The organism is Mycobacterium sp. E2733 (assembly GCF_001667585.1).
Lineage (GTDB): Bacteria > Actinomycetota > Actinomycetes > Mycobacteriales > Mycobacteriaceae > Mycobacterium.
The window spans coordinates 1-19,829 of sequence record NZ_LZJZ01000136.1 but is presented as its reverse complement, the minus strand read 5'-3'; the positions used below and the strand labels follow the sequence as shown (position 1 = coordinate 19,829).

The following is a 19,829-nucleotide window of genomic DNA, read 5'->3' as shown; positions in this document are numbered from 1 at the left end:
TCGGCCGCCGGGTACCGGCTCACTGCAGGATGTTCATGTGCTCGCCCATCCTCGTACCGGCCAAGCGTTCGATTCTCCAGTGGTTCCCGGCACCGGATGGCCGGGCGACTTGGCGACCCCGCAAACCACCGTGGCCGCCGGCGCCGCGCAGGTCGCCGCGCTGGCGCCCAACGCCGCGTCGATCCCCGAACTCGACGCCCTGATCAGCGTCTGCCGGGCCTGCCCGAGGCTGGTCGAATGGCGCGAAGACGTGGCCGTCCTCAAGCGCCGCGCCTTCGCCGACCAGCCGTATTGGGGCCGGCCCGTTCCGGGCTGGGGGTCGGAGCGACCGCGGCTGTTGATCATCGGGCTGGCGCCGGCCGCGCACGGGGCCAACCGGACCGGACGCATGTTCACCGGCGATCGGTCCGGCGATCAGCTTTACGCGGCGCTGTACCGGGCCGGGCTGGTGAACCAACCGACCAGCGTGGATGCCGCGGATGGGTTGCGGGCCAACGGTATTCGCATCGCGGCGCCGGTACGGTGCGCCCCTCCGGCCAACGCCCCGACGCCGGCGGAGCGCGACACTTGCTGGCCCTGGCTGCAGGCCGAATGGCGGCTGGTGTCCGATCATGTGCGCACGATCGTGGCGTTGGGCGGCTTCGCCTGGCAGATCGCGCTGCGCCTGCCGGGCGCGTCCGGCATGCGCAAACCGAGGTTCGGCCACGGGGTGGTGGCGCAATTCGCGCCTGGCGTGCGGTTACTCGGCTGCTACCACCCGAGCCAGCAAAACATGTTTACCGGTAGGTTGACACCAGCAATGCTCGACGACGTTTTCCGAGACGCGAAAAGGCTGGCAGGGATCAAGTGACTGACGTTCTGGTTTCCGGCGCCAGCGTGGCCGGTGCAACGGCGGCTTATTGGCTTGGACGGCACGGCTATTCGGTCACCGTGGTGGAGCGCCACCCCGGGCCGCGGCCAGGCGGTCAGGCCATCGACGTGCGCGGGCCGGCGCTGGGAGTGCTGGAACGCATGGGGCTGCTGGCCGCCGCCCAGAAACGGAAGACGCAAATCCGCGGCGCTTCCGTCGTCGACCGCGACGGCAACGAACTCTCCCGCGACACGGAGTCGACGCCCACCGGCGGGCCCATCGACAGCCCCGACATCGAGCTCCTGCGTGACGACCTCGTCGAATTGCTCTACGGCGCAAGCCAATGGACGGCCGAATACATCTTCGACGACACCATCGCCGGCTTGGACGACGACGGTGCGGCCGTCAACGTGACCTTCGAACGCGCCCCGGCGCGCGGCTTCGACCTGGTCATCGGGGCGGACGGACTGCATTCCAACGTGCGCCGGTTGGTGTTCGGCCCCGAGGATCAATTCATCGAGCGGCTGGGCACGCACGCGGCGATCTTCACCGTGCCCAATTTCCTCGGCCTGGACTATTGGCAAACCTGGCATTACGGGGATTCGACCATGGCCGGGGTGTACAGCGCGCGCAACAACAGCGAGGCGCGGGCCATGCTGGGTTTCATGGACACCGACCTGCGGATCGACTACCGCGACACCGAGGCGCAGTTCGCCGAGCTGGAGCGGCGGATGACCGACGACGGGTGGGTGCGTCCGCAATTGCTGGAATACATGCGCAGCGCACCGGATTTCTACTTCGACGAAATGGCGCAGATCAAAATGGATCGTTGGTCCAAGGGCCGGGTGGCGCTGGTCGGCGATGCCGGGTATTGCTGCTCGCCGTTGTCGGGGCAGGGAACCAGTGTCGCCCTGCTGGGTGCCTACATCCTGGCCGGCGAGCTCGCAGCCACCGGTGAGGACTACGAACTCGGCTTCGCCAACTACCACAAAGAGTTCAACGACTACGTCAAGCGCAACCAATGGCTGGTCGTCGACAACATTCCGGGCGGTGCGCCGATACCGCAGGAGGTCTTCGACCGCATCGTCAGTTCGATCACGCTGAAGGACTACTGAAACCCGAAGGACTGCTGACGTCGGGAACGTTCGCATGCGTAAAGGCGTTGACGGGAACGTGCGTCTTTCCGTACTTGATCTCGTCCCGGTGCGCACCGACCAGACGACCAGCGATGCGCTCGCGGCGACCGTGCAGCTGGCGCAGGCGGCGGATCGCCTGGGTTTCACGCGCTACTGGGTCGCCGAGCACCACAACATGCCGTCCGTCGGCGCCACCAGCCCTGCGGTCCTGATCGCCTATCTGGCCGCGCAGACCACGCAGGTGCGGTTGGGGTCCGGCGGTGTGATGCTGCCCAATCACGCGCCGCTGGCGGTGGCCGAGCAGTTCGCGCTGCTGGAAGCGGCCGCGCCGGGCCGCATCGACCTGGGCATCGGCCGCGCGCCCGGGTCCGACCCGGTGACCTCCTATGCACTGCGCGGCGGCCGGGACGAACGCGACATCGAGAACTTCCCCGAATACCTCGACGACGTGGCGGCGCTGATGAGCGCGCGCGGCGTGGTTGTGCCGCTGCGCTCGGGGGACTATCGCCTCAAGGCCACCCCGGCGGCGGCCGGTGAGCCGCGACTGTGGCTGCTGGGCTCGTCGATGTACTCGGCGCACCTGGCCGCCGCCAAGGGGCTGCCGTACGTGTTCGCGCATCACTTCTCCGGCAACGGAACCGAAGAGGCGCTCGAGCTCTACCGCTCCCGATTCAAGCCCAGCGCCCTGACGCCCTAGCCGGTGACGTTCCTGACGGTGAACGCCGCGGTGGCCGAAACCCGGGACGAGGCAACGGCTTTGATGCTGCCCAACCTGCAGATGATGGCGAAGCTGCGCACCGGGCAGCCCCTCGGTCCGGTCCCCCTTGTCGAGGAAGCCGAACGCGCGGAGCTGACGCCGCAGCAGGAGCACATCGTGGAGAGCGGGCTGCAACGAGCGGTCCTCGGCACACCCGCCGAGGCCGCCGAACAGTTGCGGACGCTTGCACAACGGTTCGACGTCGACGAGGTGATGGTGCACCCGGTCGCCTCGGCCCGCCGCGGCACCAACCCGGCCACCGCTCCGGCACGGGTGTTGACCCTGGAATTGCTGGCCAAGGAGTTGTTCTAGCGGTCGGTCAGAGCCGAACGCTTAAGATTCGACGCCCGCGATCGCGCCCCTGGTCGTGATCCAGCGTTGCAGTTCGTCCGGCGGCAACGGCGCGCTGTGCACGAACCCTTGGGTGATGGTGCAGCCGTAGCCCCGCAGCGCGCTCAGGGTGACCTCGTCTTCGACCCCCTCGGCAACGAGGTCGGCGCCCAGGTTCTGGGCCAAGTCCACGGTGGACTGCACGATGGCAACCGATCGCGGGTCCTGGGCCAGCCGCGCCACGAATCTTCTGTCGAGTTTCAGTTCGTCGACCGAGACATCCTGCAGGCGCGCCAGCGACGACCACCCGGTGCCGTAGTCGTCCAGCGAGATCCGAACGCCGAGAAGCTGTAGGGCGGCGACGGTATTGCGGGAGCGCTCCGAGTCGACGAGGGCGCTTTCGGTGATCTCGACAATCAGTGCATCGGGGGGTAGGCCGTGCACCCGCAACAGTCGCTCGATGGTGACAGCGAGGTCCAGGTCGAGCAGGTTCGTCGTCGACAGGTTCACCGCGACGGTCAGCGGAATGCCCTGGTCGCTCCAGGACCGAACCTGCTCGAGCGCCAGGTTGATGGTGCGATTGGCGACCGTGCGCATCAACCCGGCACGCTCGGCGGCCGGAAGAAATTCCTCCGGCAGCAGCAACCCGCGGGTGGGATGCTGCCAGCGCAGCAGCGCCTCGACGCTGTGGACGTTCCCGTCGCTCGTATTGACCTTCGGCTGGTAGTGCACCGTCAACTCGTCGCCATCGATCAGCGCGGCGCGCAGCTCCCCGACGAGGTTAGGGTCGTGATCACGGTCGATCTCGAAGGCGGACTCGTACACCGCGATCCTGCTGAGGGCGGACTTGGCGTGCGGGATCGCCGCCTCGGCGCGATTCAACAGCTCCTGCGGATGGTCGCAATGGTCGGGGTAGAGCGCGATCGCGATGCAAGCATCGATTTGCACGCTGATCGCATCCAATTCGAATGGGATGCTGACGCCTTCGAGCAACCGCCCCGCTTGGGCCCGTGCGGCGACCAGATCCGATCCCTCACCGAGCAGGATGGCGAATTCTTCGTCGCTCACGCGCGCGAGCAGATCGTCGCGACGAACGTTGTGTGCCAGGCGGTTTGCGATGTGCCACAACAGCTCATCGCCGAAGTGCCGACCGACGGAGTCGTTGATCTCGCGCAGCTTATGGAGATTCAGCAAGAGCAGCGCACGGTGCGACGACGTCCTGCCGGGTGACGAGGAAGTTGACAGTGCGGTCAGCGCCGTCGCCAGTGATCGCCGATTGGGCAGGGCGGTCAGTTCGTCGGTCATAGCCTGCTGGTGGCTTTCGGCCAGCATGCTGATATCACGGAAGGTCACCGAGAATCGGGCGGCGACGGCAACCAGACTCAGCGCGGCGAGCGTCGACGCGAGCCGCGAATCGTGCCCCAGGATGGCGACGCCCAGCGCCACGACGGTGCAGGTCACGGGAACCGCGTAGGAGCCGAGTCCACGCCGCGGCGCCGGCGCCGCCGACGACCAACGGGCCCAACTGGCCATCGCGACCAGCAGCGACGAAGCGGGCCAGAGCGCGTCCAGCGTGGTGCCCACCCGGTACGAGCCCACCGACGTCTGGAAGAGGTAGGCCGTGTCCGCAACCGCAAACCCAACCAGCCCGACGACGAGAAAGCCCCAACGGAACTCGCTGCGCCAGCCGAGGATTGGCAGCATGCCGATGGCCAGCGCCAGTAACACCAGATCGCCCCACGGATAAACCAGACCCACCAGCACGGTCGCGGGCGTCCGTGCGGCGGCCGCGTGCATAGGCCCGGCCCGCAGCGCCGCGGCGAGCGCAGCTACGGCCAGCGCGCACACCAGGGAATCGAGGCGGATGGGCATCGGCACTCGCTTCAGGCGCGATCGCATCAGCAGCAGAATCCCGGCATAGACGAACGGATAGAACGCCAGGTATTCGGGATCGGCAACCGACGGCGACTGGGCGTTCGGCACCCACAAGGCGTAGACGACGTCACCGAGCGCCGACAATGCCATGCCGGCCGCGATCAGAGACCACGCAAGGCGATCGGCCTTGAGGCGGTATGCGCGGACGGCGATCAACCCGGCCGCCAGCAGGTTCAACGCCGAGTAAAGCGATTTGGCGAAGAAGACGCTGTGGCTGGCATGCGGGTAGAGGGCACTGGTCGCGGTGAAGGCGACCACGCCAAACATCAAGAGAGTCAGCGCAATCCGGATCGCCGTCGGCGGCCACCGGACACCGTCGAGGCCTTCCTGCGGTTGCGCCGGTCTTGGCGCCCCCACGTCAGCTGCCCGCCTGAGCATCGGTGCGGTACTCGGCTCGGCGACCTCCACTGCAGGCGGGGCCGGCCTCGCCGGCTGCGCGGTCGGAAAGGAGAGGGACAGATCCGGCACGAAGCTGCGAATGCATTGGCCGCCTTCGCGTTTGGCGGTGTACATGGCCAGGTCGGCGTGCCTGAGCAGCTGTTCGACGGTGCAGTCGGACGAGGTGATGGCCACCGTGTAACCGACGCTCGGTCGGACCGGTATCGCAACGCCATCGACGAGGATCGGGTGGTTGAACGCGTCCAGGACTCGCTGCGCCGCCGCTTGTGATTCCTCGACGGAACCCTCGATGAGCACGGCGAATTCATCTCCACCGAGGCGAGCGGTGACGCACTTGCCATCCAAGGCGGCGGTGAGTCGCCCGGCGACCCGGATCAGCAATTCGTCACCGGCTGGGTGTCCGAGGGCGTCGTTGACCGATTTGAAGTTGTCGAGATCGAGGCACAACACCGCAATGGGCGTGATTTCGCAGCTTTGCCGGGCGACGGCCTGCTCCAGTCGATCGAGGAAATACGCCCGATTGGCCAGCCCCGTCAGACTGTCGCGGAACGCTTCCCGGGCCACCTCCGACAACAACCTCTGGTTCTCCGTCAGCATGACGAACTGCCGGACCAGCACCGCGGCTACCAGGACTCCCAGCGCGATCAGCAGAGGTCCGTGCACCATCAACCTGACCGCGCGGGTCAGCCCGACTGCGGCGGCCACCAGCAACGGCAGGTATGGCAGCCACAGCCGGGTGCGCGACCGTATTTCGTCGTCACGCGACCCCGGTACCGGCACCTCGTAGAGGCTCGACAGCGCGGCGAGCGCGATCATGCCGAGCCCGCCCACTCTGCCGAGGTCCACCAGATCACTGACCTGGTAGCTGCCGATCCCGCTCTTGAACACCATCGCGATGTCGGCGATGCTGATCGTCGTCACGCCCCCGGCCAGCAGGTTGCGGCTCGGCGGGTCGCCGCGACGAACCCGGGACAGCATCAGGATCGCGGTCGTCAGGAGGAGGACGTCGTTGAAGACTTCGGCGATCGTCGTCACCTGCGAACCGCTGTCCTCGCGCAGTTGTTTCTCGAGGACGAAGACCCACGACACCACGAACAGCGACGTCGCCACGATGAGGCCGTCCAGCACCAGTCGACGCGGACTCTGGCGGGAGAAGCGCGACAACAGCACCAACGATGCATAGGCGCCGAACGGCCATAGCAACAGCACGATCTCCGCGGCGGCGGGATGGGTGGCGTGGGCCAGTTTGGGACGCACGTCGTAGACGGCCCAGATGACCTCGCCCGCCGCCCAGCCCAGCTGGGCCGTCACCATTGCCAGCCATCCGGCCCTGTGCCGACCGGCCGCCGACCGGGCCGCGTAGCCGGCACACGCCGCCCCGAACAGCAGGCAAATGGCAAGCGCGATCTCGTCGACGGGCCGGGTCGCGTAGGCGCCCTGCCAACCGGCGATCGACGAAGCCATCACCAGCGCGGCCGCCAAACCGTACACAGCGACGACGAGCCAACCGAGGCGCGGGGGCAGCCTCAACCGCCGCCAGGGTTTTCCCGCCCAGGGTTTCATGCCTGCTCCAGCCGATCCCGCGCCGTCTGGTGAGCCGTCGAGCAGTTCACCGCGCTAGTGGAGAATAAACCTCCGCATCAGGTTCAGGGTCAACGCCGCGTGAGCACCACGACGGGAATCGGCCGAGACGTCTTCTTCTGGTAGGCCGTGTAGCGGTCGCCGTTGTTCTTGTTGACGATCTGCCATAGCCGGGAGTAATCGGGATCGTCCGGCAGCACGGCGCGGGCGGTCACCGCGAAACGCTTTGGGCCGACGTTGATTTCCACGTCGGGATTCTTCCGGAGGTTGTGGTACCAGCCGGGTGCGCGCGGGTCGCCGCCCTTGGAAGCGACGATCAGGTAGTCATCGCCGTCCCGCGCATAGGTGAGCGCCGCGGTCCGCGCCTGGCCTGTCTTGGCCCCCAGGGTGTGGAGGAGCAGGCTGGGTATCAGCAGCATGCGATGCCCGATCCAGCCGTTCGTCCTGCGATAGACGGTGTCGTGTGCGCGCAGAACCTGAGGCAGTAAACGCTGCTCGACCCAGGAGGGAAGTGCCATCCGCCCAGTATTACTGGCTGGCGTCGATGCGGGCCAGTGCCGAACGCAGGATCTGCGCGGTGGCATCCCGGTCGGGATCGCGCCGCAGCAGCATCCCCTTGGCGACCGACAGCTTGTCACCGTTGCGCCGGGGCAGCACGTGCAGGTGAATGTGGAACACCGTCTGGAAGGCGGCGCCGCCGTCGTTGATGGCGATGTTGGTCGCGTCGGCCAACTCCGTCGCGCGCGCTGCGCGGGCGATCCGTTGGCCGATGGTGACCATCCCCGCCAGCGTCTCCGGCGGCGTGTCGGTGAGGTCCACGGTGTGGCCTTTGGGGATCACCAGGGTGTGGCCGCGCGTGAACGGGCGGATGTCGAGGATCGCCAGGTAGTCGTCGTCTTCGTAGATCCGGATTGCCGGGGCCTCCCCGGCGACGATCGCACAGAACACGCAGGACATGTCGCCCACGGTACTGGCCGCCGGGATACGCTGCCGCAGTGGACGCTCGCGACGTGGCCTATGCCGGCGCGGCCGCTCAGGCACGGATGCTGGCCGACGGCGAACTGACCGCGCCCGAGCTGCTCGAGATCTACCTGGAACGGATCGCGCGACTGGACAGCCAGCTGCGCTGCTATCGCGTGGTGCTTTCCGACAGCGCCCGCTACGAGGCAGCGGTCGCGCAGGACCGCCTCGACGCCGGCGAGCGGCTCCCTCTGCTCGGGGTTCCGATCGCGATCAAGGACGACGTCGACGTTGCCGGCGAGGTGACGACCTACGGCAGCGGCGGACACGGCCCCGCCGCGACATCCGACGCGGAGGTGGTCCGCCGGCTGCGCGCCGCGGGCGCCGTCATCCTCGGCAAAACCAATGTGCCCGAGCTGATGATGTTTCCTTACACCGAATCGCTGACCTTCGGTGCTACCCGCAACCCCTGGAATCCCAAGCGCACTCCGGGTGGCAGTAGTGGCGGTAGCGCCGCTGCGGTGGCCGCCGGACTCGCTCCGCTGGCGCTCGGGTCCGATGGTGGCGGGTCGATTCGCATCCCGGCGATCTGGTGCGGCCTGTTCGGTGTCAAACCCCAACGGGATCGGGTGTCGTTGGAGCCGCACGACGATGCGTGGTACGGGCTGAGTGTCAACGGCCCGCTGGCCCGGTCGGTGCTGGACGCGGCGCTGTTCCTCGATGCGACGTCGACCGTGCCGGGGCCTGAGGGGGAGTTCGCGGCCGCGGCGACGCGTGACCCCGGGAGGCTGCGCATTGCGTTGAGCACCAAGTCCCCGACGCCGCTCCCCGCCAGGATCGGCAAGGAGGAGCTCACGGCGATCGAGCAGGCCGGCGCGTTGCTGCGGGATCTGGGTCACGAGGTGATCACCGCCGACCCCGAATATCCGCCGTCGGCCATCATCACGAATTACCTGCCCCGCTATCTGCGCGGTATCAGTGACGACGCCGATTCACTGGCTCACCCCGAACGTCTCGAAGCGCGCACCCGCAACCTGGCGCGCGCTGGCTCGTTTTTTTCGGACCGCCGCATGATCGCCCTTCGCGATGCGGAACCGGCGGTGGCCGTCCGGATCCAAGCGATCTTCGACGATGTCGATGTCGTCGTCACGCCCGGCAACGCGACGGGCCCCTCGCGCATCGGTGCCTACCAGCGTCGCGGCGCGGTGTGGACGCTGCTGGCGGCGGCGCAGCGGGTGCCCTATCAGCAGGTCTGGAACCTGACCGGCCAGCCTGCGGCGGCCGTGCCGTGGGACTTCGACGGTGACGGCCTGCCGATCGCCGTGCAGCTGGTGGGCCGGCCGTACGACGAAGCGACGCTGTTGTCGCTGGCCGCGCAGATCGAATCCGCCCGGCCGTGGGCCCACCGGCGACCGCCGGTGTCATAAGCGCGGTACTACGATCTCGCGCCAGGCGGCCAGCTTGGCGCCCGGACGGACGGCGTGGGCCGGGCTCGTCGACGGCAGCCGCCGGTACTCGACCCGCTCGTCGGCCTCGGCCAGCCTGTGGTACAGCGCCGCGGCCTTGGCGCCGTTGAAGTACACCCGCGCGATCTTCGGGTACTGCGCGAAAAGTCCACCGAAGTCGTTGACCGCCAAGCTTTTCGGATCGATCGCCGCGTCCGCGCTGCCGGCGCGGCGGCATGCGCGCAACACGTCCCACAGGGCCACACCGGCCGATTGCAGCGCGGCCAGCCGTGTTTCGTACGGCGCGGCCGCGTCGAACCCGAACAGCTCACCGGTGATCGGCCAGAACGCATTTCGCGGATTGCCGTAGTACTGGCCGACCGCCAGGGATTGCACGCTCGGAAACGAACCCAGGATCAGCACACTCGCGTGCTCATCGACGATCGGCGGGAATCCCCGCAGCAGTGGTGCGCTCATCGCTTCCCATCATGGCTCGCTGCCGTCTACCGGCTTCCACCCGCTTCGCCCGGTTCTGCCGCGCTCGCGACCGGCGGTCTGATGGCGCCGACCCGCTTCACGGCTTCGCCCGCGCTCGCGATCGACGCGCCGTTGTAGGTTGGCGAAGTGGACGAGGACCTGCTCGACGGACTCGAGGGAACCGCACGCGCCGAGCGGGCGGAGTTGGTGGAGTGGCTGCTCCAGCAGGGCATCACGCCCGAGGAGATCAGAACGACCAATCCGCCGCTGCTGCTGGCAACCCGCCACCTGATCGGCGACGATGGCAGCTACGTGTCGACCCGCGAGATCAGCCAGACGTACGGCATCGACCTGGGGCTGCTGCAACAGGTGCAGCGCGCGATCGGTCTGGCCAGAGTCGACGACCCCGATGCGGTCATCCACATGCGCGCCGACGGTGAAGCCGCGGCCTACGCCCAGCGTTTCGTCGAGCTGGGCCTGGATCCCGAGCAGGTGGTGCTGGTGGTCCGGGTGCTCACCGAAGGCCTGTCACGCGCCGCCGAGGTCATGCGCTACACGGCGCTATCGGCGATCTTGCGGCCCGGGGCCACCGAGCTGGAAATCGCCAAGGCGTCAAAGGCATTGGTCGGCAAGATCGCGCCCGAACTCGGCCCGATGCTACAGCACATGATGTTCATGCAGCTGCGCCACATGATGGAGACCGAAGCGGTCAACGCGGCCGAGCGTGCCGCCGGCCAGCCGCTGCCCGGGGCGCGTCAGATCACGGTGGCCTTCGCCGACCTCGTCGGCTTCACCCGGATCGGCGAAGTGGTGTCGGCGGAGGAGTTGGGTCACCTGGCCAACCGGCTGGCGGTCCTGGCCCGAGACATCACCGTCCCGCCCGTGCGGTTCATCAAGACGATCGGCGACGCGGTGATGTTCGTCTGTCCCGACCCGCTGCCGATGCTCGACGTGGTGGTGAAGCTCGTGGACACCATCGACACCGACGACGACTTCCCGCGGTTGCGAGCGGGGGTGGCCTCCGGCATGGCGGTGAGCCGGGCGGGCGACTGGTTCGGCAACCCGGTCAACGTCGCGAGCCGGGTGACGAGCGTGGCGCGCCCGGGCACGGTGCTGGCGGCGGACTCGGTCTGGGAGGCGATCGGCGACGCCGGGATATTCGACGGGTCGTTCGCCGGCGCCCGCCGTCTCAAGGGCATCAAGAACGAGGTCAAGCTCTTCCGGATCCGCCGCGGGAGCGCGTCTGAGGGCGGAGACTGACTGGAAATCCTGCGGACATGGGCAGGCCCGGACGACTCTAGGGGGCGTTGGGCTCCGTCATGCGCGGGTCCTACGCGGCCGGCTTTTTACCCTGACTTCCGGCGCTTGGGAATTGGTCGTTTCCGGGCCTGCTTCGTTACTAAAAATACAACTTCGAACAGCTCATATCAACGGGTTCTCCGCACTTGGCGCACCTTTTGCGGGCTTCCGGTGCGGGGACCGCGTTCGCCGCCGGTGAACGCTATTTCTTTACTCGTGTAACGGTGTAATCATGTAATTATGAAATCACACCACACCCACGGTCGGCGCTACGGCCGCCCCGGCGGCTGGCAGCAGGCACAGCAACCCGACGCGAGCGACGCCGCCGAATGGTTCGCCGGGCGCCTGCCCGAAAGCTGGTTCGACGGCGACCCGACGGTCGTCGTCGACCGCGAAGAAATCACGGTCATCGGACGACTGCCCGAACCGCAAGGTTCCGAGAAAGAGACCGAGGCCCGCGCGGAAGGCCGCGCATCGCGGTTCCGCGAGGAAACCCGTTCGGAGCGAATGCGCATCGCCGACGAGGCGCAGGATCGCTACGGCCGCAAGGTCTCTTGGGGCGTCGAGGTCGGCTCCAACGCCAGCGCGGAGCGAATCCTCTTCACTCACATCGCAGTACCTGTGATGACCCGCTTGAAGCAACCGGAACGGCAGGTGCTCGACACATTGGTCGACGCCGGCGTCGCCCGGTCCCGCGCGGACGCGCTCGCGTGGTCGGTCAAACTCGTCGGGGAACATGCCGAGGAATGGCTGGCCAAGTTGCGTAGCGCCATGGCGGCGGTCGACGACTTGCGCGCCGAGGGCCCCGACCTTCAGTCGTGAATCAAAGCCGCAGTGCGCCCGAGGTTCGGGATCCGTTCAGCCACCGTAATTGGTCCACCAGGTGTGCAGGTCCTCGATGGCCGGGGGATCCCCGTAGACGTCACAGAGCATGAGTTTCGCCTCGTTGGTCCATATCACGTTGGGGTGGTTCTTATAGGTGCCGCACGCGATCATGCCCGCGGTTACCGTCGGCGTGCTGTCGTGGTGCCAGCCATCCGGTGACGCTCCGGCTCCGGGGCAGTTCATCAGCTGTACGGCGGCCACGTCGTCGTCGAACGCCTTCTTCAGCACGTCCGTACTGGCGAACAGGCCGTAGACCGCGCGGGATGGGCCGCCCTGGTTGGTGTTCTGGTCGCAGTCGATTATGGCCAGCGCACTCACCCATATGCTGTTGGACCTCGGGGTTGCGGGCGTGCAAGCGCCACTGGGATAACCGGCGGGCAGCATGCCCAGCAGCTTGCTCTGCGGGTTGGCGGGCCGGGTGGTTGTCGTGGTGCTGGGGACGGTCCTGGTGGTGGTCGTCGTCGACGTGCCGTTCGCCTGCGGGTTGCCGTCGTCGCCGCCCATGAATATCGCGATGCCCACGGCGGCCAGAACGACCACGATCACGAGCGCGGCGACAGCGGCGACGATAGGCCACGGGTTGCGTCGTCGCGGCGGGGGTTGGTTCCAGGCGGGCGGGCCAGTGAATTGTTGTGGCGCACCAACCCAATTGGCGTTGGCACCTTGGTAATACCGCGGTGTGACCGGCGGTTGGGCGCCGGCCTGGATGGACCCGCTGTCGGGTCGCCAGGGCGGAGCGCTTTGCGCGGGAACGGGAGTGGAGCCGGGCACGGGATTGGGTGTCGGCGAATTCTGGGCCGCCGGCGGTGGCGGGATGTTGGCCACCGGACCCAGCCGGGGGGGAGGCGCCATGACGGTGCCGGGCAGGGTGGCCTCTTGGCTGCGTCGCAAGATGGTGGCGGCGTGGTCTTGGTCGGGGTCGCTGAGTGCCTCGTGGGCGGCCAGGGCCAGGTCGCCGGCGCTGGCGTAGCGGTCCTCGGGTTTCTTGGCCATCCCCCGGGTGATCACCGCGTCGAAGCCGTTGGGGATGCCCGGGCGCAGCCCGGTGGGCTGGGGGATGGGGTCCATGGTGTGGGCCGTCACCAGCGCGCCCGCGCTGCTGGATGTGTACGGCGGCGAGCCGGTGAGGCATTCGTAGAGCACGCACGCCAGGGCGTAGATGTCGGCACGGTAGGTGACTTCTGCGTTGGAAAACCGTTCGGGCGCCATGTATTTCCAGGTGCCGACCGCGGTGCCCAACTGAGTGAGCTTCTCATCGGTGGTGGCGCTGGCGATACCGAAGTCGACCAGATAGGCGAAGTCGTCGCGGGTGACCAGAATGTTCTGCGGCTTGACGTCGCGGTGCATCACCCCGGCGGCGTGGGCGGCATCGAGCGCCGAGGCGATCTGGGTGATGATGGCCACCGCGCGCGGCGGGGCCAGCGGGCCAAAGCGTTTGAGCACACTGTCCAAGTCGGTGCCCTCGATCAGGCGCATCTCCAGAAACATCTGTCCATCGATTTCGCCGTAGTCGTGGATGGGCACCACGTGCGGCTCCTGCAAACGACCGGCGGTGCGGGCTTCGCGTTTCATCCGCTCCCGAAACACCGGGTCCTTGCTGAAGGTCTCCGAGAGCAGCTTTACCGCCACCGTCCACTCCTTGACGGTGTGCTCGGCCTCGTAGACCTCCCCCATCCCACCCCGGCCCAACAGCCGTTTTAGGTGATAAGGCCCGAACTCCGTGCCCGCCCGCGAGGCCTGCTCATCACTCATCGCCGATCCTTCACACCCAGCCACCACACCATCGACACCCAACAATCGCCGGGGACACGGGTCAGCCGCAACCCCCTGACCCAGCAACCATGACCGTAAGCCCCCGCCCAGCCCGACGCACGACAATCACGCGATTTAGCTCGGTGCGCTCTCGTCGTCCGCGGCGATCTCAAACGTGAATTCGTGGTCGCAGATGCGGACGTGATCACCGTCGCGCAGCGTGGCGGCGGAGCGGATTCGCTCGTGCTGCACATGCACCCCGTTGGACGAGCGGAGGTCATTGATGATCAAGCTGGTGCCCGTGTCGACAATGACCGCATGGTGGCGGCTGACCTTCCGGTCACTAAGTTGCCATTGTGCTGCAACCCCGCGGGGGTTGACGCAATAACACCAACTTCTGACAGCCAGAGTGAAATGCGTTCCCCGCGATGCGATTGCGGCCACGCCGCGCGCCGGGTTCTCGGCCTACGCCCGTGTCATGGCGTAGTAGGCGCCCCGTCGGGCCAACAGCTCGGCGTGACTGCCTTGTTCAACGATGCGGCCCGCCTCGACCACCACGATGCGGTCGGCATCGCGGATCGTCGAAAGGCGATGCGCGATAATGAAACTCGTTCGATCACGGCGGAGCTCGGACATGGCCTGGGCGATGAGTGCTTCGGTGCGGGTGTCGACCGAGCTGGTCGCCTCGTCCAGGATCAGTAGCCGCGGCCTGGCCAGGAATGCGCGCGCGATGGTGATGAGCTGCTTCTCGCCGGCGCTGATATTTCCGCCCCCGCCGCTGACCCGCGTCTCGTAGCCGGCCGGGAGCGTGTGCACAAACCGGTCGACGTAAGCCGCCTTGGCGGCTTGCACCACCTCGTCCGCACTGGCCCCGGGCCGCCCGTAGGCGATGTTCTCCGCGATCGTCCCGTCGAAGAGCCAGGTGTCTTGCAAGACCATGCCGATTCTCGACCGCAGCGCCTGCCTGTTCACCGTCGCGATGTCGACCCCGTCGACCAGGATCCGTCCGGAATCGACGTCATAGAACCGCATGAGCAGGTTCACCAAGGTGGTCTTGCCGGCCCCGGTGGGCCCGACGATCGCCACCGTGCTACCCGGCTCGGCCACCATCGACAGGTCGTGGATGACCGGGGTATTCGGGCGGTAGCCGAAGCTCACGTGCTGGAACTCGACGCGTCCGGCCGGGCGCGCCGCATCGCGGTCGGGGGTGGGCGCAGGGTTCGGTGCTTCCTCGGGCTCGTCGAGCAGATCGAACACCCGCTCAGCGCTGGCCACCCCGGACTGCAGGGTGTTGTACATACCGGCGACCTGGCTGAGCGGGGCGTTGAACTGCCGGACGTATTGGATGAAAGCCTGGATACCGCCGAGGGTGACGTGGCCGGTGGCCACCTGCAGGCCGCCCACCACGGCAACGACCACGTAGCCGAGGTTGCCGATCAACGCCGTCGCGGGTGCCACCAGACCGGAGAAGAATTGGGCCCCGAAACTGGCCTGGTAAACGTCGTCGTTGCAGTCGCGGAAATGCTGGCGCGCCGCGGCTTGGTGGCCGAAGGTCTTGACCACCGTGAAGCCGCTGTAGGTCTCCTCGACGTGGGCGTTGAGGCGACCGATGCTCCTCCACTGGGCCACGAACAGACGCTGCGCGCGCCGCGCGATCGCGCGGGTCGCCACCAACGACAACGGCACCGTCGCCAGCGTGATCAGGGCCAACAGCGGCGAGATGGACACCATCATCGCCAACACCGCCACCACGGTCAGGATCGACGTCACCAGCTGGCTGATGGTCATCGACAGCGACGACTGCACGTTGTCGATATCGTTGGTGACCCGGCTCAGCAGCTCGCCCCGTTGGCGGCCGTCGAAGTACGACAGCGGCAGCCGGTGGATCTTGTCCTCGACGTCCGAGCGCAGTGCGACCATGGTGCGCTGCACGGTGACGTTGAGCAGCCGTGCTTGGGCCCAAATCAGCAGCGCCGAAATCAAATACAGGCCCAACGCCAGCGCCAGGGTCCGCGCCACCGCGCCGAAGTCCACGCCTTTGCCCGGCACCACATTCATCCCCGACAGCAGGTCGGCGAAGGTGCCCTCACCCCGCGCCCGGGCCGCGGCGACGGCCTGCGCCTTGGTGATGCCCGCGGGGAGCTGTCGGCCGAGCACGCCGTTGAAGAGCAGATCCGTGGCGTGTCCGAGGATTCGCGGCACGATCACCCCGATCGCCGTTCCCGTGACGCCCAGCGTGATCACCGCGATGCTCAGCCGGCGTTGTGGCGCAAGCCGTTTCACCAGCCGGGTGGCCGAACCCCAGAAGTCGCGCGACCGCCCGGCCGGGGCCGGGGTCAAGCCTCGAGTGGCCGCCACGGTCATGACGCACCCCCGACCTGACCCGACCGCAAGGCGCTCACCGACTGCGAGTCGGCGAACTCCACGTAGGTGGCGCATTCGGTGAGCAGCGATTCGTGCGTGCCGGTGCCCACCAGCCTCCCGCCGTCGACGACGATCACCTGGTCGGCCTGGGCGGCGGTCGAAACCCGTTGGGTGACAACGATGACGGTGGCCGCGCCCGATATCCGCTTGAGTGACGCCCGCACCCGTGCGTCCGTGTGCACGTCGAGGGCCCCGAACGAGTCGTCGAAGAGGTAGATGGCTGGGCGCCGGATGACCGCCCGCGCGATCGCCAGCCGTTCCCGCTGACCGCCGGAGAAGTTGATTCCGCCCTGGGCCACCCGCATTCGCAGCCCGTCGTCGTGTGCGCGGACGAACCCGTCGGCGTCGGCCACCCGCAACGCTTCCCACATCTCGTCGTCGGTCGCGTCCGCCTTGCCGTAGCGCAGGTTGTCGGCAACGGTTCCGGAGAACAGATAGCCGCGCTGGGGAACCAGCCCGATCGCGGACCAGAGCCGCTCTGTGTGGTAATCGCGGACATCGACATCGTCGACCAGGACGGCGCCGCCGGTCACGTCGTAGAGCCGGCAGATCAGCGACACCAGTGTCGACTTGCCCGAACCGGTGCTGCCGACGATGGCCGTGGTGGTGCCGGGCCGTGCCGTCAACGAAATGTCCTGCAGCACCGGGCGGTCGGCGCCCGGATAGGTGAACGTCGCGCCCGCCACCCGCACCACCCCGGTGATCCCGCCGTGCGGGAACACGGGCCGCGGCGGGTCGTTGACCGCGACCTGGGTGGCGAGCACCTCGGTGATCCGTTCGGCGCACACGGACGCTCGCGGCAGCACCACCAGCATCATGGTCGCCATCAACACCGCCATCAGGATCTGGGTGAAGTAGGCCAGAAAGGCGGTCAGCGAACCGACCTGCATCTGGCCGCGATCGATGCGCAGCCCGCCGAACCAAATAAGCGCGACGCTGGACACGTTGACGGTCAGCGTGGTCACCGGCAGCATCACCGCCTGCCAGTTGCCGGCGGTCAGGGCGGTGTTCGACAGCGCGGCGTTGGCACGGGCGAACCGGTCGCGCTCGTAGCCCTCGCGGGCGAACGCCCGGACGACGCGGACGCCGGAAAGCTGGTCGCGCATCACCCGATTGATGCCGTCGATCAGGCCTTGCATCCTGCGGAACAGGGGCAGCATGTGCGACATCACCCAGTAATTGGCCACAGCCATGACGGGAACGCTGACCAGCAGCAGCCAGGTCAGCGCGGCCTCCTGGCGGAAGGCCATGAAGATTCCGCCAATGCACATGATGGGCGCGGTGACCAGCACCGTGCTCGATATCTGAACCAGGTACTGGATCTGGCGGACGTCGTTGGTGCTGCGCGTCAACAGGGTAGGCGCGCCGAAGCGCGCGGTCTCATGCTCGGAGAAGGTGGTGACGTGGTCGAACATCGCTGCGCGCAGGTCACGGCCGAAGCCCATCCCGGTTCGCGAGCCGAAGTACACCGCCGCGACCGCGCACAACGCCTGCAGCCCGGTGACCGAGAGCATCACCATGCCGAGCCTGACGATGGTGGCCGTATCGCCCTTGGCGACGCCCTCGTCGATGATCGCGGCGTTGACCGTCGGCAGGTACAGCGACGCCAGCGTGCTGGTCAACTGGAGCGCCATCAGCACCGCGACCAGCCGCCGGTACGGCTGGATGTACTGGCGCAGCAGTGCCAGGAGCATTTCGTAAGGGTCGCATACCCCTGTCGCCGCGGTTGGGACCACCGCGTTGAAATGCCTGCTCAGGCGCGGCGTCCGCGGTTGACCCCTGGGCTGCCGCTAGAGTGCATCCTGTGGACCAGAACAAGGCTCGGCGAAGGCAGGGTAGCAGTGCGGCGTAGCGCGAGGGCGCTTGCTCTTGGGGCATCGGCCCTGACCATCGTGATCCCCGCCATCGCCGGATGCTCGACTTCCGGCGCCAACAGCTCCGGCGTGACGGCTAGCCAGACTCCGGCGAACGCGGAGGGCCACCACGGGCCGATGTTCCCCCAGTGCGGCGGCATCAACGATCAGACGGTGGCCGAGCTGACCAAGGTAACCGGCCTGATCAACACCGCCCGAAACTCCGTCGGCTGCCAATGGCTGGCGGGCGGCGGCATCCTCGGCCCACACTTCTCTTTTTCCTGGTATCGCGGCAGCCCGATCGGGCGTGAGCGCAAGACCGAGGAGTTGTCGCGCGCCAGCGTCGACGACATTAACATCGACGGACACGGTGGCTTCATCGCGATAGGAAACGAGCCGAACCTGGGTGACTCGCTGTGCGAGGTGGGCATCCAATTTCAGGACGACTTCATCGAATGGTCGATCAGCTTCAGCCAAAAGCCGTTCCCCCCGCCATGCGACATAGCCAAAGAATTGGCGCGTCAGTCGATTGCGAACTCCAAATGACCAGAAGAAGCGTCCGCGCCGTTGTGACCGTCTTGATCGCGGCCTTACTGGTACTGACCGGATGTTCGAGGTCCGTCGCCGGCAACGCCGTTAAGGCCGGATCGGGCGGCGTTCCGCGCAACAACAACTCCCAGCAGCAGTATCCGAACCTGCTCAAGGAGTGCGAGGTGCTCACCAGCGACATCCTGGCCAAGACCGTGGGTGCCGACCCTCTCGACATCCAGAGCACGTTCGTCGGCGCCATCTGCCGGTGGCAGGCGGCCAACCCGGCCGGGCTGATCGACATCACCCGGTTCTGGTTCGAGCAGGGCAGCCTGTCCGAGGAGCGCAAGGTCGCCGACTTCCTCAAGTACAAGGTCGAGTCACGGAACATCGCCGGTATCGCGTCGATCGTGATGCGCCCGGATGACCCGAACGGTGCATGCGGAGTGGCCAGCGATGCGGCCGGCGTGGTCGGGTGGTGGGTCAACCCCCAAGCGCCCGGCATCGATGCCTGCGGTCAGGCCCTCAAGCTGATGGAACTGACGCTGGCCACGAACTCGTAGCGGATCGGCGCGGCACCTGGAAGCCGATCAGGGCCGCGCGGCCGAGTTCGAGGTCTTCCCATCCGGACGGCACGGCCAGCACCGCGATCGCCGACGTCGGGAACTTGGCCGAAACTGCTTCGGCCGCAGCGGCGTCGGTGCCACTGCCGGCCAGGCCGAGCGCCAGGGCGGACATCGTTGGCTCATGTCCGACGACGAGCAGAGTCTTGACGTCGTCGACAACCGAGTTGATCTCCTCGATCATGGTGCCGGCGGTGGCGCCGTAGAGCCGCTCGCTGTACTGCGCCGGCGCCTCGATGCGTGTGTTGGCCAACGTCTCCCGGGCACGCGTCGCGGTGGAGCACAGGACCGCGTCGATGGTGGGCGCGTTGGCACGCAGCCAGTCACCGGCGAGTCCGGCCTGCTTGATGCCGCGGGGCGCCAGCGGCCGGTCGTGGTCGGCGACCCCCGACGGGTAGTCGGATTTCGCGTGACGCATCAAGAGCAGGGTGCGCTGATCTTCCACGAGAGTCACGCTAACCGCTATGCCGCGTCGTCGTCATCGTCGCCGTCACGCAGGAGGTTTTCGGGGTGGTGGAAGTTGTTGGTGCGGGGTCGGCCTTTGTCGAGGTGGGGTGGTGGGATCCATTCGGTTCGGCCCTTGGCGTTGGTGCGG

Annotated in this window: 16 protein-coding genes and 1 pseudogene; 8 read left to right on the top strand and 9 right to left on the bottom strand. The window is 67.4% G+C overall.

Annotated features, from left to right (window positions below; genetic code table 11):
* Positions 1 to 22: 22 nt before the first annotated feature.
* The 3 genes and pseudogenes from A5678_RS25090 (at position 23) to A5678_RS25080 (ending at position 3,055) form a co-directional block, all read left to right on the top strand.
* Positions 23 to 850 (top strand): uracil-DNA glycosylase, encoded by an 828-nt coding sequence (locus tag A5678_RS25090; protein WP_068048569.1) that lies wholly within the window; start codon positions 23 to 25, stop codon positions 848 to 850.
* Positions 847 to 1,965 carry an FAD-binding protein gene (locus tag A5678_RS25085; protein WP_068048566.1) on the top strand — a complete coding sequence of 373 codons (1,119 nt, stop codon included), beginning with the start codon at positions 847 to 849 and terminating at the stop codon, positions 1,963 to 1,965. The genes A5678_RS25090 and A5678_RS25085 overlap by 4 nt, the downstream gene beginning before the upstream one ends.
* Positions 1,966 to 2,023: 58 nt before the next feature.
* Positions 2,024 to 3,055 (top strand): annotated as a pseudogene (locus A5678_RS25080) (LLM class flavin-dependent oxidoreductase).
* A gap of 21 nt (positions 3,056 to 3,076) precedes the next feature.
* Here the strand turns inward: A5678_RS25080 and A5678_RS25075 are convergent.
* From A5678_RS25075 to A5678_RS25065, 3 genes are all read right to left on the bottom strand, one after another.
* Complete coding sequence (locus A5678_RS25075) at positions 3,077 to 6,898, bottom strand: bifunctional diguanylate cyclase/phosphodiesterase (protein ID WP_068048563.1); 3,822 nt, start codon at positions 6,896 to 6,898, stop codon at positions 3,077 to 3,079.
* A 161-nt stretch (positions 6,899 to 7,059) separates the two neighbouring features.
* Positions 7,060 to 7,506, bottom strand: coding sequence for a nitroreductase family deazaflavin-dependent oxidoreductase (locus A5678_RS25070; RefSeq protein WP_068048561.1), 447 nt, complete (start codon positions 7,504 to 7,506; stop codon positions 7,060 to 7,062).
* Between the two features lie 10 nt (positions 7,507 to 7,516).
* Entirely contained in the window at positions 7,517 to 7,945 is a 429-nt protein-coding gene (locus A5678_RS25065) for an HIT family protein (RefSeq protein ID WP_068048688.1), read from the bottom strand.
* Between the two features lie 38 nt (positions 7,946 to 7,983).
* On the opposite strand from A5678_RS25065, the gene A5678_RS25060 reads away from it, so the two are divergent.
* The gene (locus A5678_RS25060; protein WP_082945738.1) at positions 7,984 to 9,375 is read left to right on the top strand and encodes an amidase; all 1,392 of its coding nucleotides are present in this window, start codon (positions 7,984 to 7,986) and stop codon (positions 9,373 to 9,375) included.
* On the opposite strand, the gene A5678_RS25055 is transcribed toward A5678_RS25060, so the two are convergent.
* Entirely contained in the window at positions 9,370 to 9,870 is a 501-nt protein-coding gene (locus A5678_RS25055) for a DNA-deoxyinosine glycosylase (RefSeq protein ID WP_068048559.1), read from the bottom strand. The two genes, A5678_RS25060 and A5678_RS25055, sit on opposite strands and share 6 nt — an antisense overlap.
* A 147-nt stretch (positions 9,871 to 10,017) precedes the next feature.
* Between A5678_RS25055 and A5678_RS25050 the strand changes: the two genes are divergently transcribed.
* Both A5678_RS25050 and A5678_RS25045 read left to right on the top strand, forming a co-directional pair.
* Positions 10,018 to 11,130, top strand: coding sequence for an adenylate/guanylate cyclase domain-containing protein (locus tag A5678_RS25050; protein WP_068048556.1), 1,113 nt, complete (start codon positions 10,018 to 10,020; stop codon positions 11,128 to 11,130).
* A 279-nt stretch (positions 11,131 to 11,409) separates the two neighbouring features.
* Positions 11,410 to 11,991 (top strand): hypothetical protein, encoded by a 582-nt coding sequence (locus tag A5678_RS25045; RefSeq protein WP_068048553.1) that lies wholly within the window; start codon positions 11,410 to 11,412, stop codon positions 11,989 to 11,991.
* Between the two features lie 36 nt (positions 11,992 to 12,027).
* Here the strand turns inward: A5678_RS25045 and A5678_RS25040 are convergent, their stop codons facing one another.
* The 4 genes from A5678_RS25040 to A5678_RS25030 form a co-directional block, all read right to left on the bottom strand.
* Entirely contained in the window at positions 12,028 to 13,806 is a 1,779-nt protein-coding gene (locus A5678_RS25040) for a serine/threonine-protein kinase (RefSeq protein WP_068048549.1), read from the bottom strand.
* Positions 13,807 to 13,941: 135 nt separating this feature from the next.
* Positions 13,942 to 14,250: an FHA domain-containing protein gene (locus A5678_RS28240; protein WP_255396946.1), complete on the bottom strand. Its 309-nt coding sequence runs from the start codon at positions 14,248 to 14,250 to the stop codon at positions 13,942 to 13,944.
* A gap of 21 nt (positions 14,251 to 14,271) precedes the next feature.
* On the bottom strand, positions 14,272 to 16,170 hold the full coding sequence (locus A5678_RS25035; RefSeq protein WP_068048546.1) for an ABC transporter ATP-binding protein: 1,899 nt from the start codon (positions 16,168 to 16,170) through the stop codon (positions 14,272 to 14,274).
* On the bottom strand, positions 16,167 to 17,924 hold the full coding sequence (locus A5678_RS25030) for an ABC transporter ATP-binding protein (protein ID WP_068048543.1): 1,758 nt from the start codon (positions 17,922 to 17,924) through the stop codon (positions 16,167 to 16,169). Before A5678_RS25030 ends, A5678_RS25035 begins: the two co-directional genes overlap by 4 nt.
* A gap of 147 nt (positions 17,925 to 18,071) precedes the next feature.
* Between A5678_RS25030 and A5678_RS25025 the strand changes: the two genes are divergently transcribed.
* Together A5678_RS25025 and A5678_RS25020 are read left to right on the top strand one after the other, a co-directional pair.
* Positions 18,072 to 18,629 (top strand): DUF3558 domain-containing protein, encoded by a 558-nt coding sequence (locus A5678_RS25025; protein WP_068048539.1) that lies wholly within the window; start codon positions 18,072 to 18,074, stop codon positions 18,627 to 18,629.
* Positions 18,626 to 19,174: a DUF3558 domain-containing protein gene (locus A5678_RS25020; protein ID WP_068048537.1), complete on the top strand. Its 549-nt coding sequence runs from the start codon at positions 18,626 to 18,628 to the stop codon at positions 19,172 to 19,174. Before A5678_RS25025 ends, A5678_RS25020 begins: the two co-directional genes overlap by 4 nt.
* Here A5678_RS25020 and A5678_RS25015 read toward each other — a convergent pair.
* The gene (locus A5678_RS25015; RefSeq protein WP_156747076.1) at positions 19,137 to 19,679 is read right to left on the bottom strand and encodes a histidine phosphatase family protein; all 543 of its coding nucleotides are present in this window, start codon (positions 19,677 to 19,679) and stop codon (positions 19,137 to 19,139) included. The two genes, A5678_RS25020 and A5678_RS25015, sit on opposite strands and share 38 nt — an antisense overlap.
* Positions 19,680 to 19,829: the final 150 nt, after the last annotated feature.

Coding starts and splice junctions, on each gene's coding strand:
- A5678_RS25020 (WP_068048537.1), top strand. CDS start 18,626: ATGACCAGAAGAAGCGTCCGCGCCGTTGTGACCGTCTTGATCGCGGCC.
- A5678_RS25055 (WP_068048559.1), bottom strand. CDS start 9,870: ATGAGCGCACCACTGCTGCGGGGATTCCCGCCGATCGTCGATGAGCAC.
- A5678_RS25065 (WP_068048688.1), bottom strand. CDS start 7,945: ATGTCCTGCGTGTTCTGTGCGATCGTCGCCGGGGAGGCCCCGGCAATC.
- A5678_RS25045 (WP_068048553.1), top strand. CDS start 11,410: ATGAAATCACACCACACCCACGGTCGGCGCTACGGCCGCCCCGGCGGC.
- A5678_RS25035 (WP_068048546.1), bottom strand. CDS start 16,170: ATGACCGTGGCGGCCACTCGAGGCTTGACCCCGGCCCCGGCCGGGCGG.
- A5678_RS25070 (WP_068048561.1), bottom strand. CDS start 7,506: ATGGCACTTCCCTCCTGGGTCGAGCAGCGTTTACTGCCTCAGGTTCTG.
- A5678_RS25040 (WP_068048549.1), bottom strand. CDS start 13,806: ATGAGTGATGAGCAGGCCTCGCGGGCGGGCACGGAGTTCGGGCCTTAT.
- A5678_RS25030 (WP_068048543.1), bottom strand. CDS start 17,924: ATGCTCCTGGCACTGCTGCGCCAGTACATCCAGCCGTACCGGCGGCTG.